This is a genomic window from Winogradskyella costae, assembly GCF_013403865.1.
In the GTDB taxonomy this organism is placed as follows: Bacteria; Bacteroidota; Bacteroidia; order Flavobacteriales; family Flavobacteriaceae; genus Winogradskyella; species Winogradskyella costae.
Map to the genome: position 1 here is coordinate 63,582 of NZ_JABFDK010000012.1, position 19,277 is coordinate 82,858.

The window sequence follows — 19,277 nt, forward strand, 5'->3', positions numbered from 1 at the left end:
TCCGTTTATTTTAAATATGAATTAAAATAGTCTATTGTTGTTTTGATTATCGATTCTCGTGTTGGATTAATGTCGGCTCCAACTTTTCGCCAATTATGACCTGCGTTTTTTACAATTAATGTGGTTACAGGTGCGCCAACTGTATTCGCTTTTTCTGCCATATAATAAGCGTGTTTTACTGGGATAGTGGTGTCCTTATCGCCTTGGATCATTAATAACGGAGCGCTATTTTTATCTAAATAATTAATCGGACTCATTTCCTTATACAGCGCTAATTTATCTTTAGGTTTGGTATCTGGTTTTGTTATTCTAGCACCAAATCGATCTTTAAAATTGGGGCTATCATCATGATTGAATAAACTGATATCTTCAAAATCGCAAGGACCATACCAAGATACTCCAGCGACCATGTTATAATTGTAAGAAGCCAAATCAGGATCGCCTTTTAAAGTTTCTGGTGCACTTAATAATAGCATTTGGGAAATATGACCACCAGCAGAATCTCCAAAAGAGAAAAACCGATTGGCATTAATGCCTAATGTTTCACTGTATTTAGACAAATAACGCATAGCATCTTTACTGTCTATTACGCAATCTCGCATGGTTGTAGTTCCGTCTTTTTTCCAAAGTCTATAACTCACGGATACCACACAAAATCCTTTTTCTAAAAGTGCTGTATGCACAGTTTTAAAAGAAGCATTGGCAGCTCCATGTCGGCTACCTGCTGCCCAGCCACCTCCATGTGTGTATATCACTACGGGTAATTTTTCACCGTCCTTTAACGTTTTAGGATAATAAATATCTAAGTATAAATCCTCTTCTTCAGTAACTTTATAAAGCACATTTAACTTTCTTTTTCCTTCTGTCTTTAGATACGGAATATGCTTTTTAGCCGAAAATTCTTCAAAGCTAACTAGGGCATCTCCGTTACTGTCCAATAATTTATTTAAATTTTTCCATAGGCGTTTGTTGTCCTCCTCTGTAAATTGACCGTCTTTGTTTTCATCTAATCTTTCCCAAGTTTTGTTAATGTAAACATCGCGATACGCTCCGTTGGATTGGTCTTCTGATTGCGCAATTCCTTTAAAAAAAGGAAATGTGATACCTAGAATTACTAATGAAACATTAAAATTAAATTTTCTAAATCTTGTCATAACTCTGCTGTATTCTTATTTATTACTATACCCTTGGCTTTTATAAGTCTCTAAAAGTTGTTCTAATTCTGCTACAACTTCAGGATGTTTGTTATAGAGATTATTCTTTTCTTCAGGATCGTTTCTCATATCATATAACGTCCCGGGAGCTTCGTTTGGTTTTGGTTCTATAGACCTTGGCTTTGTAAAACCACCTGAACCTAATTCGGGAGTGTATTTCCACTTGCCTTTTCTAATGGAGAACACACCAAACATTGAATGATGCACAACGGCTTCTCTAATTGATGTCTCTATATTAGAGGTATAAGCCGGCCAAAGATTATAACTATCTTCAGCACCTTTTTCCACGTTAGGTTGATTTAATATACCAGATAAGGTCGCAAACAAATCTGTTGTACACATGAGTTGATTCGATTCCAATCCTGCAGGAATGACACCTGGCCACTGTGCAATGTATGGCACGCGATGACCTCCTTCGTAAATATCGGCTTTTTGACCTTGGTATATATAATTGGCACGATGCGCAAATTTTTCTTTATCTCTTTCGGTCCAATTAGAGCCGTTATCAGAAGTCACAATAATTAAGGTGTTATCTAGTTGTCCCGATTCTTCCAATGCAGTAACCACGGCGCCTACAGCATCATCTACCATGGTTACAAAATCACCATAATCGCCTGCTTCAGATTTACCAACAGCATCACCTATTGGTAACCAAGGTGTATGAGGTGCTGTTAATGCAAAATAAAGGAAGAAAGGTTGGTCTTTATTTTTTTGATCATCAATAAAAGAAATCGATTTTTTTGTGAAATTGTCTAAGACTTGATCAAAAACAAAATTAGGTGCTTTTTCCCCTGGCCTCCAACTAAGACCGCGACCCTTTCTTTTTACGTTTGTATATTCCGTAGGTAATTCTACAGCTTTTCCATTTTCGATATATAAATAAGGAGGGATGTCTAATGATGCAGGAATGATATATGAATAGTCAAAGCCTAAATAACTAGGGTCTTTTATGGGTTTACTAAAATCGACATTGCTAACTCCGTCTTTTGCTTTTATAATCTTATCTCCATCTTTTGGTTGCATATCTAAACCTATGTGCCATTTTCCAATACATGCTGTGGTATAGCCATTACTTTTAAGATAAGAAGCTACTGTTGGCCTGTTTTCTTCTATTAAAGCAGGTTTGTAACCGTTTAAAACCCCTTTTTTTAAGGAACTTCTCCAGGCATAACGTCCTGTAATGATACCATATCGTGTAGGTGTACAGACAGAAGAATTTGTGTGTGCATCTGTAAAATGAACTCCTTCTGATAACATTTTATCCATGTGTGGAGTTTGAATTCTGGATTCTGGATTTAATGACGACAGGTCTCCATATCCCATATCATCGGCCAAAATATATACAATATTTGGCGTTGTATTTTTAGTCGTAACATCTTGTTTTTCGCTAGTGGTTTGAGCCTTACAAGAGGTTATAAAAGCTAAGATGAAAAGGAATCGTAATATGTTCATTCGTTCTTTTAATATAATTATTGTTGCTTAAATTATTTTTTTAAAGCAAACTTTGCTTGAGGCCATTCTCCTGAAATAGGATCGTTTTTTTGAACTTTTCCAGGTGTACTTCTGCCGTTTTGTATGTGTTGGATCAGTATGTCTTTTAATTCCTTAACTTTTTCAGGAAATTGATCGGCAACGTTATTTCTCTCTTTGACGTCCTTTTTTAAATTGTACAGAATTTCTTCCGCAGTAACATCTTTATGTATTTTTGTTTCGCCAGAGGCCATAATACCTGAGTTTGGAGATACAATTAATTTCCAATCTCCTTTTCTAATCGCAAAAACACCATACTTGTCATGATGAATAGTGGCATCTCTTAAATAATCTCCTTCATTGGTTAATAAAGGCATCATGCTAAAACTATCTTCGGCCTCATTATCCTTAAAATCATAATCGATAATGTCTGCACATGTTGCCATAAAATCTGTAGTACATATGGTGGCCTCTGAAACCGAATTTGGTTTTATTTTTCCTGGCCATTTTACTAAAAATGGGACTCTGTGACCTCCTTCTAAATAACTTCCTTTATAACCACTATATATATAACTTGGACTGTGTTTTTCCTTTTTTAAAGTTTTTAAATCGTTAGTAGTAGCAAAACCGTTATCGCTAGTAAAGATGACCAATGTGTTTTCGTCAATGCCTTGTGCTTTTAATGTTTCAAAAATACGACCCATTAAATCATCTATCATGATTACAAAATCGGCATAAGGACTTTTAATGTCGCTTTGACCTTTCCATGGTGCAATTGGTAACACAGGATTATGTGGAGAAGGCAAAGGAATGTACATAAAAAAAGGTTGGTCTCTATTGGCATTTTCCTTAATGAAAGCAATAGATTTATCTACAACATTTGGTAGTACGTCTTCATGTTTAAAATCATCCGCAATATCTCCTCTAATCCAAGTGGCATATGGTGATTGTTTTTTGGTTTGAGCCGAAATTCCTGTTGGTACCATAGTGGCCTTATTATTTTCTATATACACAAAAGGTGGCATGTTTAGGGATGCTGAAATCATATATGAATAATCGAAGCCCATATCATTAGGTCCAAACTTTAAAGGTTGACTATAATCAATAGCCTTAAAATTTAAACGATCTGATGTCTCTGAAAAATGATCAAACTCTTTGCTGTTGTTTTTCATTGTCCAGTTTAAACCCAAATGCCATTTTCCAATACTTGCTGTTTTATAGCCCTTATTTTTTAGCATCTGTGCCACTGTTAATCTGTTTTTCTGAATTAAACTAGGTGAATTTCCCCAAGTCACAAATTCTTTTAATGGCGTACGCCAATTGTATCTTCCAGTTAAGATGCCGTATCGTGTTGGTGTACACACAGAAGAAGAGGTATGTGCATCTGTAAACTGCATACCTTCTTTACCCATTTGATCTAAATGAGGTGTTTGTATTTTACTGTTTTCGTTATAAATACTTAAATCTCCAATACCCAAATCATCGGCCAAAATGTATATGATATTTGGCTTTTGGGGTTTTGGTTCTTCTGTAGTATCGTTATTATCAAAACTGGTAAGCATAAAAAGTGAAGCTAATAATAAGCTACTAATTATAAGTATTTGAGTTGTTTTAGTTTTCATAATTATTCTAATTGTTTTTTAAAGTTACTTCAATAACATAACCTAAGGCATCTGTAGGTATATCTGTTACTGTAGTTTGTAAGCCGTTTTCATTTTGATCCCAACTAAGAGCTTTTTCGCTTCCTAATAGTTTTACTTGTTCAATATCTCCTTCACTTTCTTTTAATGATTTTATTAGAATCTCTCCTTCTGTATTGGTGAGTGAAATAGCGTAAACCTTGTTTCCTTTAGCAGTAAACCAAAAATCTTTAGATGTAAAATCTCTTTTGAAACCTTTGGCAGCTCTATGACCTGTGCCATCTAATAATGTTTCTTCTTGGCCTTCGTTTGGTGTTTTCCAACGGGTTGTTCCGTAAACAGCATCTGCATTTTTATGAATCCATTTTCCCATCTCACGTAGGTTTTCTGCACTAGTTTCTGGTACGTGTCCTTTTCCATCAGGACCTATATTTAATAGGTAGTTTCCACCTTTAGATAGAATATCGACAAAGTAGTAGAGTAGTTCTTTTGGACTTTTCCAGTCTTCATCATAGGATTTATAACCCCAAGAATTATTCGTAGTACCACAAGTTTCCCAATACTTTTCTAGGGTTTCTGAAGCCGAAGGAATCTTATTATCTCCTGCATCTAAATAATCACCAAATGCATAACCCACTCTTCGGTTAACTAAAACGTTCGGATTGTTATCATAAACGAGTTTATAAAACTGAAAGGCTTGTGCTTCTGTAGTAAAACCTGTGCCATCAAACCAAATTAAACGCAGTTCAGGTAACATGGTTAGTAATTCTTTTATTTGTGGATAGGCTTTGTTTTCCAGATATGATTCATGTGTGTTTTCACTTGGATCCCATAAATTTTTACCATTTGGGTGTGTATAAATCCCTAAAGAATCGTTTACTTTTTTGACGTTCTTGTAATTCCCATCGGTGCCATCCATCCAATCATTACCATGAGAATAGTAGACTCCGAAATCTATACCTTCTTCTAAACAAGCGTTATAAAGTTCTTTTATGATGTCTGCTTTGTAAGGCGTGGCGTCAACCATATCAAATTCAGAATGTTTAGAATTAAACAAGGCAAAGCCATCATGATGTTTTGAAGTGATGACGATGTATTTCATACCAACATCCTTAGCTAATTTTACTACATTTTGAGCAAAGGATTTATCTGGGTTAAAGTTTTTGGCTAATGCTCTGTAGTCTTCTCTAGGAATTTGAAACGCATGCATTAACCATTCTGCTACTTTTGGTCCTGGATATGGAGCATCGTTAATTTTAGTGCCTTTCCATAGGCCTCCAGCTTGTGAATATAATCCCCAATGAATAAACATGCCGAGTTTGGCTTCTTTAAACCGTTTTAATGCTTCTTGTTTTTCCTTGGATTGGTGCATGGCTAACCATTCTTGATGATACTTACCAGAACCAATAGGTTTTTTATAATGTGGAATTATTCTTAAGCTTTTAAAATCGGCTTCAGTCGTTATAGAAAGTGTCTGTTTTTCTGTGTTTTTTATTGAGAATATGTTTTTGAATTCTGAAACTATGTCATTCGAATTAATAACGTAGTTTTTCAATAAGGATGCTTCAAATTCTTGTTCACCTATTTTTATTTTTACAGATTCATTATTTTTAAAGGATGCTTCAGTTGAAACCATTTGAAGTACATAATCTGAAGGGGTTTTTACCTCAAAAGTCCAAGAAAATGTATGTCCTTCTTTAGTTGCATCTGTTTTGTCTAATACGATCCAATTATCAGTTTGATTGAAACGCTTGTTTTCAGATACATTAGCTTTTTCTTTTGTTGTACAGCTATATTGTACGATTAAGGCTATAAAGAGCGAACATATAAGTACTGTGTTGATTTTTAATCCCTTCATGATTATAACGATTTTATAATAACATCTAAGCTTACACCTAAAGTGGCTTTTGCAATGGTATTTAATTCGTGTTCATCGCCTTTTAAATGCATCGTAGTTTGGATATGAACCATGGTTTCATTTGGTTGTAATGCTGCCGCTGGTGATGAGGTTTCTAACTCATAAAATGGTCCCATTGGCGGAACACCTGGTTCTGGAGAACCATCATTATAAGCATTTATGACATCTCCTGCAAAAGGTTCTTCTTGGTGCTCCCATGCTGAATTCACATAGCCATGAGGCGCTTCTTGTGTATTATAAGTCACCAAAGTCAAAACTTTACCTAATGCATCATAGCTTCCAGCAATTCCTTTTGAGCGTTTTGAGTTGACACCAATTTTACTCCGTTTGGTCCCATCTCCCTTAAAATACAATACATCCTCTTTTATTTCTAAATAGTCTTTAGGCACCTTACCAAAATAGGTGTCATTTACTTTTTGTCCTAACACAGTTCCTTTTCCCTCTTTAAAAGGAATAATCATAGTCGTTTCTGGTGAGGGGTTATACATTCCTAAAATCCATATAGAGGGTAAACCCGTTTCTGGTAGCCATGGTTGATCACCAATATTTGTAAGTTGATTATTGGTTTGGTAGCCTACAAACTCAATGTTTTCGGAAAACGGTGTTCTCAGGGTATTTTCAATGGATGCTTTATTTAAAATAGAAATGGAACGTCCAATACCCATTTTAAAAATTGTTCCACTTTTATTTATGAGTTCACAATGGTGTTCAAACGTCGCCGAATGATCAGTATGAGAAACCAAGGTAAAAGCCTCTGTATCTATTACTGCAGGAGTTTTCCAGTTTGAAAATTCAAAATCGTCTTCTGGTTTAAAAAAGAGCGAAAACTGACCTCCTTCAGGACCTAACCAAAAACGTTCTTCACCTCCGAATACATAAATCTGATTTTCTAAGCGACCCTCACGTTCTTCTTCTGAAAGAAAACCAGCTTCAATAACTTTTTTGTTAATCCACCCAAAACCTTCGCCTTCAGTTACATTTGTAGTGCTCGTCATAACACGTCCTTGAAATTGAGGTGCAATAACTACAGCACTCTGTCCTTCTTGCAAAACAATAATATCGGTATGTTTTTTTAGAAAGGTGAGGTCTTTAGAAAAACCGTGGTCTTTTTTCATAGTATCAATCATAGTTTTAGAATGGTTGTGTCCTGATAAATTCATTAGAATCTCAAATCGTTTTGCTACGAGATAAAAATTTTCAAGGTTACTAATTTGCAATTTCTTTTAGATTAACCTCATATCTAATTCAACCTAAAAGATATCTCTTTTAAATAAATAGATCATTTTAGATGCGCTAGAAATCATGACATTTCAGCTTTTTATTTTTTTTCGGCAATCCCATTATTCGGACTCCAATTCGGAATCCCTTGGGCTTCTAGTTGCTCATAATATTTGGTATGTAATGGTTGTTGTTTTACGCGCTTTCTGTTTTCGTTTATCATAAGTGGAGTAGAGGCCGACCACCAGTTGTTATAAGGTTGTTGAAATTTGGCTATCACATCAGGATGTTTTGAAGCCACATTTTCGCGCTCTTCAGGATCATTACTAATATCGTATAACTCTTCATTATTTACAAAACGCCATTGTTGACTTCTAACCGCCATTTTAGTGTATTTGGCTTCGTTGACCATTCCGGTTTTCCAGCGCCCGCAATGCACAAATAGCAAACGGTCTTCCCAATTTGTCGCTGTATTTTCTAATAAAGGGATTAATGACAAGCCTTCTAAAGGCTGCATTGTTTCTGGTAGCTTAGCTCCAGTTAATTCCGCAAAGGTCGGGTATAAATCTAAGTGTGCGGTAAGTTGATTAATGTCTTTTCCTTCGGTTAAAACACCTTTCCAATACAAGAAAAGCGGCACATGATCGCCACCTTCGTTCGGTGAGTTTTTTCCACCTTTAAGATTAGCATTAAAATGTTTTACCTTTTCTCCATTTAAAGTGCCTCTTAAATGTGTGGCCCCATTATCTGTGGTAAAAATGACTAGCGTATTGTCTAAGGCATCCCATTCGTCAAGTTTGTTCATCAATCTTCCGAAGTTGTCATCGATGTTTTCAATCATGCCATATCTACTGGCAGTGCCTTCATCATAGCCTAATTCTAAAAAACGTTTTTTATAGTTTTCAGGAGCTACCAAAGGAGCATGTGGCGCATTTAATGAGAGATACGTAAAGAAAGGTGTTTCTGTAATAATCTGTTCTTTTGTCCAAGCCAGAGCAGCATCGAAAAACACATCCGTACAAAAGCCTTTGGTTTTTACAATGGTTTTATTGTGAAGTAAAACATTATCAAAATAAACATTGTCTTTATTCGGTGGGAAATCTCCTAAACTTACTTGGCCAATACCACCACCTCCATGCATTAAAACTTCGTTAAACCCTCTGTTTTGTGGTAGATAGTCTTCAGCATCTCCTAAATGCCATTTCCCAAAAAGTCCGGTTTTGTAGCCTGCAGATTGCAAGGCTTGAGGCAGCGTGTACACATCCAAAGCCATGCGTTCGCGCTCTAGAATCGTATGGGTAACCCCAACTCTAAATTCATGACGACCACTTAGTATAGCAGCGCGTGTTGGAGCGCAAGTAGGACTTACATGGTATTCTGTAAATCGTATTGATTTTTCATAGAAAGCATCAATATTTGGAGTCTTTACAACCTCATTTCCCATGCACGACAAATCGCCCATGCCTTGATCATCTGTCATTACAAAGATGATATTGGGCCTACTATTTTTTAACGTATTAGTATTTTCTTGAGCATAGCCCATTTGTAAAAAAAATAGGAAACACAAACAAAAGTTGGTAACTGTATTTTTCATGATTCCTATTTTCATCATCAACATTTTATTACTTAACTTTATGAAATTCGCCTTTTACCATAAATCGATTCTCATCGATTAAAATAATACCGTATTCTTTTGCTTCCTTTGGAACTGTAAAGGTGTATTCTAAATTGTTGCTTCCAACTGCAACAGGGACTTTGATATAGGTAGATTTTACTTTACTTTTCTTACCTTTTTTATTAGCCTTAGCCTTGTCTGAGATTTTTACAAGCGCATAGCTTTCAATCACATTCGATTTTCCTTTTTCTAATTGAATAGCAACTTGACGAGATTTTGCATCAAAAACATCATTCACAATAACCGGAATAGCTGATACTCCATCTTCGGTTTTAAATTTAGAAGGGGCTTTATAAGGCAATTTGGCATCATAGTCTTTCAGATAGTTTTCTAATTTTGAAGCTAAGGCTTTCGTGATTTCTGGCTCTTCTTTGGCAATATCATTCTGTTCTTCTAAATCATAGCGCTTCCCATCTTTATACAAACGATGCAATACATAATTACCAGTGATAAAGTTTTTATATAACTTATAGTCGCCAGATCGTATAGCAGATTGATTTTTTGTCTCGTCGCCGTAAGGGTAATGCCACCATAAATCTTCTCGAGGTTTTCCATTACTATCTTTAACCTCACTTTCATTATTTAATAAGACACCTGAAACATCCAAACCATCTAAATCTGAACGATAGTCAGCAGGAATTTTACTATTGGTAAGGTTTAAAATGGTTGGGAAATAATCTAACTGATTAATTAAAACATCGTGTGTTTTTCCTTTTGGAATGTTTGGTCCAGAAATGAGCATCGGTACTCTAATACCGCCTTCTTCTGAATATTTTTTTCCCTTGTCTAAAGGAGCATTGTCAGACATTATCTCTGCTTTACGAGTTTCCGCTCCACCATTATCTGAAGAAAAAATGATATAAGTGGTCTCGTATAATTTTTTACCTGGATTTCTAGGGTCATCTGTCTTCTTTAATAAATCTATCACACGACCTAAACTCCAATCTAAGGTCGTGACCATAGCCCCAAAATAAGGGTTATTCTGACCTTCTTTAGTCCATTCAGTATCTACTTCTGGAAGCTTTACGCCTAATTTATCAACATAATAGTCTAGTAATTCACGATTTTTTGTATGAATTGGGTAGTGTACCATCCAATGTGCTAAATATAAAAAGAAGGGTTCTTCTTTGTTATTTTGTATGAATTCTAAGGCATTTTCAGTCACCGGATCTGTTGGATATGAAATGCCTTTAGGCGATTCCTTAGTGAAAGGGAAATACTTTTCTTCACTTAAGCGATAAGCATCATTTTTATCATGAGTTGCAAAAGCTGTTAAGCGCGTATTCGGTTTTTTTGGTCCTTGATGCGCTCCTCTAGACTCATGTGCAAAATCAAAACCTTGATTGGTGGATTTTTGAATTTCAAGCGCTCCTGCATGCCATTTACCTACATGTCCTGTTTTGTAACCATTCATTTTTAAAGCTTCGGCGATGGTAAAGTTTTCAGGCATTAATCCTTCAGGAAAATAGGGATTCATATATTTTTCATTTCTCTGAGCCTTAGGAATGCCTCCTCCGCTCACATTAGTGATTCCTGTTTTAGCAGGATGTAATCCACTTAAGAGTGCAGATCGCGAAGGCGCACAAGTTGGTGCTGGCGAATACCCATTGGTAAAGTTGATGGCATCTTTTGCTAACGCTGTAATGTTTGGTGTATCCCAAGCACAAGGTTCATCTAAATCGTTTAATTGTACATCTTGCCAACCCAAATCATCAGCATAAAATATGATAACATTAGGTTTTATTAATTTGTCTTTTTCCTGACTAGTTACATCGTTCGAAGAAAAAAAAGCTAGTAATACTAGGATTATGAATGTGTTGTTAGTTTTCATTATTTATTTAAAGCTTGAGTTTTTAGTTGATTTTATGAAATTCACCTTGTACCATAAATCGATTTTCATCTATTAAAATAACCCCATATTCTATGACGCCTTCAGGAACAGTAAACGTGTATTCTAAATTGTTTTTACCTGATTCTAAAGGTATTTTTATGTAGGTCGTATCATGTTTTCCATATTTGCCTGTCTTTCCGTTCTTTTTCTTTTTAAGCTTGGTTGCTATTTTTACCAAGGCATAAGGTTCAATCACCTTAGTTTTTCCTTTTTCTAAGGTTATAGATACTTTACGGGAATTCGTGTCAAAGGCATCGCTAACAATTACTGGAATCGATGCTACAGTACCATTATTTCCTTCACTTTTAAATTTTGAAGGGCTTTTGTAAGGATATTGCGCATTGTAATCTTTTAGATATTTTTCTAATCTTGAAGATAAATCTTTTACGACTTCTGGTGATTTGTCTGCAATATCATGCATTTCTTCTAAATCGGCTCGTTTTCCATCGTTATACAAACGGTATAATTCATAATTACCTTCAATATGGTTTTTATATAATTTATAATCTCCACGTCTTATGGCAGATTGCATTTGGTGATCTTGATTATGTGGGAAATGCCACCATAACGCTTCTCTAGTTTCTCCTTTGTTATTTTTCACAACACTTTCATTGCTTAACAACACATTTGAGATATCTAATCCATCTAAATTTGAACTGTATTTAGCAGGTATTTTACTTTCTGTAAGATTTAAAATGGTTGGAAAAAAGTCCAATTGATTAATCAGTACATCTTTTGTCTTTGCTTTTGGAATATCTGGACCAGAAATAACCATAGGCACTCTAATGCCACCTTCTTGAGCATATTTTTTACCTTCATCTAAAGGAAAGTTGTCTGTAACGATATCTCCATTGGCTTTTTCTACACCTCCGTTATCAGAAGAAAAAATAATATAGGTCGTTTCATATAATTTTTTACCAGGATTTCTGGGATCGTCTGTTTTCTTTAATAAATCGACCACACGTCCTAAACTCCAATCCAAAGTCGTTACCATAGCGCCATAAAACGGGTTGGTTTGCCCTTCTGTTTTTATAGGAATATCTTCCTTAGGGAAGTCTATTCCTAATTTATCACTGTAATATTGTAGTAATTCTTTATTTTTGGTATGAATAGGAGCATGTACTAGCCAATGCGCTAAATATAGAAAGAATGGCTCTTCTTTGTTAGATTTAATAAACTCCAATGCTTTTTCTGTCACCATATCTTTTGGATAGGAAATGCCATTAGGTGATGCTTTTGTGAAAGGCGGATATTTTTCATCACTCAATTGATATGGATCATTTTTTTGATGCGTTGCAAATTCAGTGAGGCGGTTGTCTGGTTTTTTAGGCCCTTGGTGTGCACCTCTAGATTCGTAAGCAAAATCGAAACCCTGATTTGTTGATTCTTGAATATCAAGAGTTCCTACATGCCATTTTCCAACATGCCCCGTTTTATAACCGTTCATTTTTAAAGCTTCTGCAATGGTAAAGTTTTCAGGCATTAATCCTTTCGGAAAAAAGGGTGCCATATAATCTGAACGTCCAGCGGGTGCAGGTATAGCGCCTCCGCTAACATGGGTAACTCCTGTTTTAGTTGGGTGTAAACCAGAAAGCAATGCCGCTCTCGAAGGTGCACAAGTAGGTGCCGGAGAATATGCATTGGTAAAGGTTATTCCATCTTTTGCTAATTTGGATATGTTAGGCGTTTCCCATGGACTTGGTTCGTCTAAATTGTTTAATTCGGTATCTTGCCAACCTAAATCGTCAACATAAAAAATGATGACATTTGGTTTTATTAAATCCTTTTTTTCTTGACTAATTCCATAATTAGAAAAGAATAATAAAATTGCAAGTGCTGTTAAAAGTGATTTCATTTTTTATTTATAAAAAATTAAGGGTTAGTTTATTTCCAATCCAATTGGGCTGTTTTGTTTTGTATATCTAAGGTAACGTCTAAATATTCAAAAGACCTTGTGTAAATGTAGCCTTCACGTACGGCATAGCCTTTTGGTGCTCCTAGGTTTTTCTCATACTGCGGAAACGTTTTAAGCCAAACCGCAGATTTTTGAATATCATAACCATCATGTGGGTAAACATAACTGTGTTTTTCAGCACAGACTAGAAAAATAGCCAATAGATAATCTAAGCGTTTTGTAAAATTTTCATTTATGGTTACTTTTTTTCTAGCGTCATCAATACCTGCTTCAGCATTTTCTAATCCTTTACCAATACCAAGAGACATTGCTATAACACTGCCTTCTCTTGCTGATTTTTGAACAGCCTCAATACCTTTTGCTAGATAATCTTCATAAGTCATGCCAAAACTTTCATGTTCAAAGCCTTCTATGTAAGAACCATCAAAGAATTTTAAATATTCTCTACCTGAATCTTCAAATTCTGGTCGCACACGAAGAATATTTGCAATTAATAAGTTGTCTTTTCCTATTTGAGCGTCTAAATCTGCCATCATGGATATATAGCCCGTTTTAATTGCTTCTCGTTTTTCTTCTCCAACACGATTGTTAAAAAACATAGGGACTAAAACTTTAATATTCGCATCTAAAAACACCCCATCAATAAATGGGCTTTCGGTAACTTTTTTTACATGGTTTAACCAATATTCACGAACATAGTCTTCAGAGATATCAAAGAAGCCTGTTCTACCGTTTGGCATCAACGCTTTTTGTCCTTTAGTGTTAACTAATATAGCTTCGGGATGTTTATATAAAAATTCTTCATCTTCATTATAACCTCCCCAGTTCACAATAACATTTTTGTAGTATAATATTTTGGCATCAGGATTTATTTTTTTTACAGCTTTGGCAGCCTTGATTGTGCCTTTTTCCGTGGATCCATACGCTTTACTTCCCGTTGTTTTTTCAAAGGTTGTAAGAGGAAATTTTGAAAGGTAGGTTAGCTCCTCTTTTGTAAATGCTTCAGATTTACGCAGATGCATATATAAAGGCATTTTATCCCATGAAAACTCTGGTAATTTTTGTTTGACCAAAGCTGTTTCCTGTTTTTGTACTGAACACGCACATAAAGAAACGGCTAATAAAACTAATACTATGGACGATTTAAAATGCATTGTTACCTCTCGTTAATTTAATTGTATTTTTAGCTATTCTGTAATTATTTTAAAGCAAATAGCAGATTGATTTGGAATGTTTTTAAAATCATATGTAATAGCCAAACCCTCTTTGTTTCGGTTCCAGCTGATGATTTCATCGCTACCTAACAACTGTATCTCTTTTATATTTTTTTGTAAAAGTCCATCTTGCTTTAACACCTTAATCAAAATATCTTCTGTTGGTGGTGCTAATAGAAAAGCGTAGAGATTTCCATCTTTTGTGGTAAAACGAATGTCTTTTTCTGAGAATTCCTTTAAATTCTCACCAGCGCGTTTTGTCACAATTTCTAAAGGACCTTCCCCAAAAGTTTTCCAAGGTCTGGTATTGTAAATACCGTCTTGATTCATTTTTACAAAGGCACCAAAGTCATTAAGCATTTTTATTTGATTTTCAGGAATCGTACCATCGCCTTTTAGCGCCAAATTAATCATTACAATACCATTTTTACTAATGGCATCAATAGCATTACCAATTAAAACATCTAATGACATTTTAGTGAAAGCATCTTTTCTGTAAAACCAGCTACCAGATAAATCGGTTGCCCATATCCATGGATGCTCTTGTTGTTCCCCAAACATTCCGCGTTCTAAGTTATACGTAAATGCAGCTTTATTCTCTTTAGCATTTTTAAAGGATAAGACAGTGGTTTGTTTGCTGTTATTCTCTTTTAAATCCTTATTTAAATACTCTGAAAATAGTTTAACACCCAATCCTTTTCCTGTTTTTATAGTTGGATAAGGCGAATCGTTATTAAACATATCTGGATCGTATTTCTCTATTAAATCCCAAGACCGCTTGTACCAATGTTCGTTCCAACTATCTTGACTCGCAAATTCTTTAGTGTCATAATCCATATTAAAGAATTCCCATTCTGGTGTGCCTTTTTTCTGAAATTTCCGAGCGGTTCTAAAAAAGCGAGGAGACCAATATAAGTGAGTAGATACTCCAAATTTTAAATCATGTTTGTAAGCGGCATCTTTCCATTCTCTTAGGATATCTTTCTTTGGGCCCATTTTAACCGAATTCCAAGGAAAGAAGGAATCATACATGTCAAAATTATCGTGATGTGTGGCCACAGGCATTATAAAACGCGCCCCATTTTCTTTAACAAATTTTACAATGGCATTAGCATCAAAATTTTCAGCTTTAAAGTCTGCTATAAATTTTTCGTAACCAAATTCTGAAGGAGGCCCATAGTGTTCCGTATGCCATTGCGTTAATTTTACCGTTCTAAGTCTGTCTGGTTCATTCCTAGCATCATAATCTTTATCGCCATACATGCGTCTACCGTAGTGTGATCCATCTTCAACTCTGTTTTCGTCTATTGAAGACGGAATTCCCCAATGCATCCAAACACCAATTTTACCATCTTGGAACCATTTTGGCGCTTTGTAGTTTTCTGCCATTGCCTCCCAGTTGGCATCAATTGTTTTTTTTGCCTGCTTCGTTTGACTAAAAACAAAGCAAGTACTTAGTAGAAAAAAAAGAAGGGTAGAGCGTTTCTTTATGAACATACGTTATTATTTATCAAGTACACAAAGTAACTATTTACTTATTAAGTAACGCTTCTCTATTCCGTCATTTTGTTGCTGTAAAAATTCAAATGCCCTGAGAGCGTATAGTATTAAAGAGGGGTGGTTGAAAAGAGAAAATTATAAAGCGAACAGAGCAAGCTGATTGATCTTATTTGATACATATTTGTAATCTTACGAAATTACTCATCAATTCATGAAAAAAAATAATTCAAAAGGGCTTCTGTTTTTGCTGCTTTTACAATGCTTTATTGGTTTTGCTCAAGAGCAAGTTGTAACCGGTAAAATTACAGATGAAAACAATATCCCATTACCAGGAGCAAGTGTTATAGAAAAAGGCACTAAAAATGGTGCGATGTCCAATATGGATGGAGACTATACTATAGAGCTAAAGAATCCTGATGCTGTATTAGTATTTTATTATTTAGGTTTTAAGACTGTAGAATATTCTACTACAGAAAAGAATCTTATCAATGTTAAGATGATAACCGATTCCGAGTCATTAGATGAAGTTGTTATTAATGTAGGAATACGTGCTTCGCATTTAGCTGAAGTAAGAGCTAAAAGGGATGCTGTTACTGTAATAGAAGCTATTACACCAGAAGATATTGGGGATTTTTCAGACACCAACGCAGCAGATGCTTTGCAAAGAGTTGCAGGAGTACAAATAGAAAGAGATGTTGATGGGGTGTCTGGAGACAGAGTTTCTATTAGAGGTATAGGGCCGCAATTTGTTGGAGTAACAGTGAATGGTCGTACACCTTTATCTGCAGGTAACGAAGGTAAGTCTGATTTTAGAAAGTTTAATTTAAATGTTATCCCTACCGAAATTATTTCGGGAGCAAGAATTCATAAGACAACGCAGGCTAAAGAAGTTACAACGAATCTTGGAGGTTCTGTAGATTTTCAAACTATAAGACCGTTAGACGCAAGATATAGAAAGAAGAATTATTTTGCCAGTATAAGTGTAAGAGGTGCATCTAATACACCGATTGAAGATCTTGATTTTGGTCAAAGGTTTTCAGGTGTTTATGGAACGAAAATAAATGATAAACTGGGTATTGCTGTTTCAGTTATTTATGCTGATGAAGACAATATAAAAGATGAAACCTCATTAAGAGGAATTACACAGGGGATTACTCTTACGGATGAAAATGGGACAGAGTATTCTGATGTAATTGTGGGAAGAACCATTAATAATTCATTGTTAAGAAAAAATGAAGTGCGTTTTGCAACATCTGCAGCAATACAATGGAGACCAATAAAAGAAATAGATATGGTATTAGATTATACCCGAACAACCGTAGAAGCTAACTCGGATAGACAGCAATTTCAGATAGGTTTGGGTAGTACAGGAGGTACTCAATTGGTGGGAGGAAACCATATTTTTGATGAAGGAGATCTTGATTTTAATGGAAATATATTAACGTATATTAGTCCTTCTTCAGAGGACAATGCTAGGACTACCATTACGAATGCAAATCAATTTTACGATAATCACTCAACGAATAATATAGTTGGTTTAAACACAACATTTAAACCAATAAATAAATTAAAAATCATTTCAGATATTTCGTATTCAGATTTAGATTTTTTTCAAAATTTGACACAAATAACTCACAGAGTTGAAGGACGTAACGGAGGATATGATCAAACAAGTTTAGATATTGATTTAAGAGGGGAACGTCCTGATTATGGATTACCTGCAGAGGCCTTTGATCCAGCTTCTTTCGACCTTAATAGAGTTTCACGCAGACTTATTAAAACTAAAGGGTATAATTATGCTACAAAAATTGATTTTGAATATGAGTTAGATAAAAATGCAAAAATAACCTTTGGAACTAGGTATGCGGAAACTGATTTTGAAGCTAGACAAACAACTTCCTCACATACTGATAGTGATCAATTAAGTGGTCTATATGGTGGTATTGTAGCGGAACTAAATGCGAGTGGTGCTTACAGTGATCTTTTAGGAGAGATTACAGGCGTAGGTTTTAATGAAGGCAATGTTGCTGGTTTGGAAAATGGATGGGTTAAAGTCCCTGGGCAAGCTGTATTAGATTTATTACCCGGGTATGCTGACATCGATGGAGGAAGTATTTTTGATTTTGATATAGATTTAAAAGACGTAGAGGCAGAAGAAAATAATTTAGGTTTTGATGCTAGAAGATCTTATGGTGCTAATGAATCTAGTACCGATTTTTATACACAAATGGACATTAAAACAGCGATTTTTAAGCTACCTGTAAGTTTTAATTTTGGAGTTAGAGCTGTAAGAACACAAAATAAATCAAGAGGATTTAGTGGGGTACAATTTGAAGATGCAGATACTGGTGATGATCTTGATGAGTTTTCAACAGAGAATTTTTACTATCAAGTAGAAACGTCAAGGTGGGATGTATTACCTAGCTTTAATGCTAATTTATCATTAAAAAGAAATGTGAAGTTGAGATTAAGTGCTTATAGAGGAGTTTCAAGACCAAAGTTTGTTGATCTAATTCCAAACAATGAGATTACTTTTCTAACCAATATTAATCCTGTAGATGCAGCAGACTTAGCTAATTCGGGATTAAGAGGAACTATTGTTTCTGGTAACCCTGACTTAAAACCGTATACAGCATGGATGTATGATACCACTTTGGAGGTTTATACCAATAACGGAGGTGCTTTTATTTTTAGTGCTTTTTATAAAGACCTTAAAAATTACATAGTAAAAGCAGTAACACCAGATCAAACATATCCAGGAGAAGAATTATTAGGAATAGCATTGCCTGATGGCACAGGTAATACTGATGATTTAACTGGTTTGTTATTTGATATAACCACACCAATAAATATTACTGATGGTCAAATTTATGGTTTTGAAGTGGGACTTAATCAACACCTTTCTTTTTTACCTGGTTTTGCAAAAGATTTTGGTATAAAAGCCAATTATTCTTACGTAGAGAGTGAATTTGATGGAGATTTAGGGGAGCAAGCTGATGGTTTTCCTGGTACAGCTAAGCATAATGCCAATGGAACTTTGTATTATGAGCGATCTGGTTTTTCTTTAAGGTTTACGGCAGCTTATAGAGGTGATTACCTTAGTAATTTAGGCGCTATCGGTGGAAATACACGTGCAGATGAACCACACTATACTGAAGGAAGCACAACCCTTGGGATTACCCTTAGAAAGAGTTTGTTAAATAAAAAATTACAACTTAGTGCAGGAGTATCTAACCTTACAGGTGAGGATATTCGCAGGTTTCAAGGAGGTGATACTCGAAATTTTTCAGCTTACTATAGTAGAAATCCTATTTGGAAATTAACGATGAGATATAAGTTTTAATAATAATTTTTGAGGATCATTAGGTAGATGACTTTAAATGACTCTCAAGACTATATCAATGCCATAAATATTGAAAGTATGGAAAAGACTTCTAAAAGTTTTAAAATTAATAATAGTACGTATATGTTAAAGAATAGATGTTTTATAGTTTCCGTTTTACTAATCTTAATTAGTGTTTTAGACATAAATTCTCAAGAGAAGGATAAAAAAGGAATGGAAGAAATGTGGGGTGAAACTAGCGTTACTGGTGATGCCTTAAAAAGTGGAAAAGCAAAGTTG

General features: G+C 35.0%; 12 protein-coding genes. 2 read left to right on the plus strand and 10 right to left on the minus strand.

What is annotated here, in order from left to right; translation table 11 throughout:
* Positions 1-5: 5 nt before the first annotated feature.
* The 10 genes from HM986_RS16720 to HM986_RS16765 form a co-directional block, all read right to left on the minus strand.
* Complete coding sequence (locus HM986_RS16720) at positions 6-1,154, minus strand: alpha/beta hydrolase (RefSeq protein ID WP_179336188.1); 1,149 nt, start codon at positions 1,152-1,154, stop codon at positions 6-8.
* Positions 1,155-1,169: 15 nt separating this feature from the next.
* Positions 1,170-2,666 (minus strand): sulfatase family protein, encoded by a 1,497-nt coding sequence (locus HM986_RS16725; protein WP_179336189.1) that lies wholly within the window; start codon positions 2,664-2,666, stop codon positions 1,170-1,172.
* 32 nt (positions 2,667-2,698) lie between these two features.
* Positions 2,699-4,306 (minus strand): sulfatase family protein, encoded by a 1,608-nt coding sequence (locus tag HM986_RS16730; protein ID WP_218841459.1) that lies wholly within the window; start codon positions 4,304-4,306, stop codon positions 2,699-2,701.
* Between the two features lie 7 nt (positions 4,307-4,313).
* Entirely contained in the window at positions 4,314-6,182 is a 1,869-nt protein-coding gene (locus HM986_RS16735) for an alpha-L-fucosidase (protein WP_179336190.1), read from the minus strand.
* 2 nt (positions 6,183-6,184) lie between these two features.
* Entirely contained in the window at positions 6,185-7,402 is a 1,218-nt protein-coding gene (locus HM986_RS16740) for a DUF6786 family protein (protein ID WP_218841460.1), read from the minus strand.
* A 158-nt stretch (positions 7,403-7,560) separates the two neighbouring features.
* Positions 7,561-9,054: an arylsulfatase gene (locus HM986_RS16745; RefSeq protein ID WP_179336191.1), complete on the minus strand. Its 1,494-nt coding sequence runs from the start codon at positions 9,052-9,054 to the stop codon at positions 7,561-7,563.
* A 28-nt stretch (positions 9,055-9,082) separates the two neighbouring features.
* The gene (locus tag HM986_RS16750) at positions 9,083-10,966 is read right to left on the minus strand and encodes a sulfatase (RefSeq protein ID WP_179336192.1); all 1,884 of its coding nucleotides are present in this window, start codon (positions 10,964-10,966) and stop codon (positions 9,083-9,085) included.
* Between the two features lie 22 nt (positions 10,967-10,988).
* Positions 10,989-12,881, minus strand: coding sequence for a sulfatase (locus HM986_RS16755; RefSeq protein ID WP_179336193.1), 1,893 nt, complete (start codon positions 12,879-12,881; stop codon positions 10,989-10,991).
* Positions 12,882-12,910: 29 nt separating this feature from the next.
* Entirely contained in the window at positions 12,911-14,095 is a 1,185-nt protein-coding gene (locus HM986_RS16760; RefSeq protein WP_179336194.1) for a putative glycoside hydrolase, read from the minus strand.
* 33 nt (positions 14,096-14,128) lie between these two features.
* A complete protein-coding gene (locus HM986_RS16765) occupies positions 14,129-15,652 on the minus strand; it encodes an alpha-L-fucosidase (protein WP_179336195.1) in 1,524 nt (507 codons plus the stop codon).
* A gap of 214 nt (positions 15,653-15,866) precedes the next feature.
* Here HM986_RS16765 and HM986_RS16770 point away from each other — a divergent pair, with 214 nt between their 5' ends.
* Both HM986_RS16770 and HM986_RS16775 read left to right on the plus strand, forming a co-directional pair.
* Positions 15,867-18,998 (plus strand): TonB-dependent receptor, encoded by a 3,132-nt coding sequence (locus tag HM986_RS16770; protein ID WP_179336196.1) that lies wholly within the window; start codon positions 15,867-15,869, stop codon positions 18,996-18,998.
* 27 nt (positions 18,999-19,025) lie between these two features.
* On the plus strand, positions 19,026-19,277 hold a 252-nt coding region (locus tag HM986_RS16775; protein WP_179336197.1), incomplete at its 3' end, for a hypothetical protein.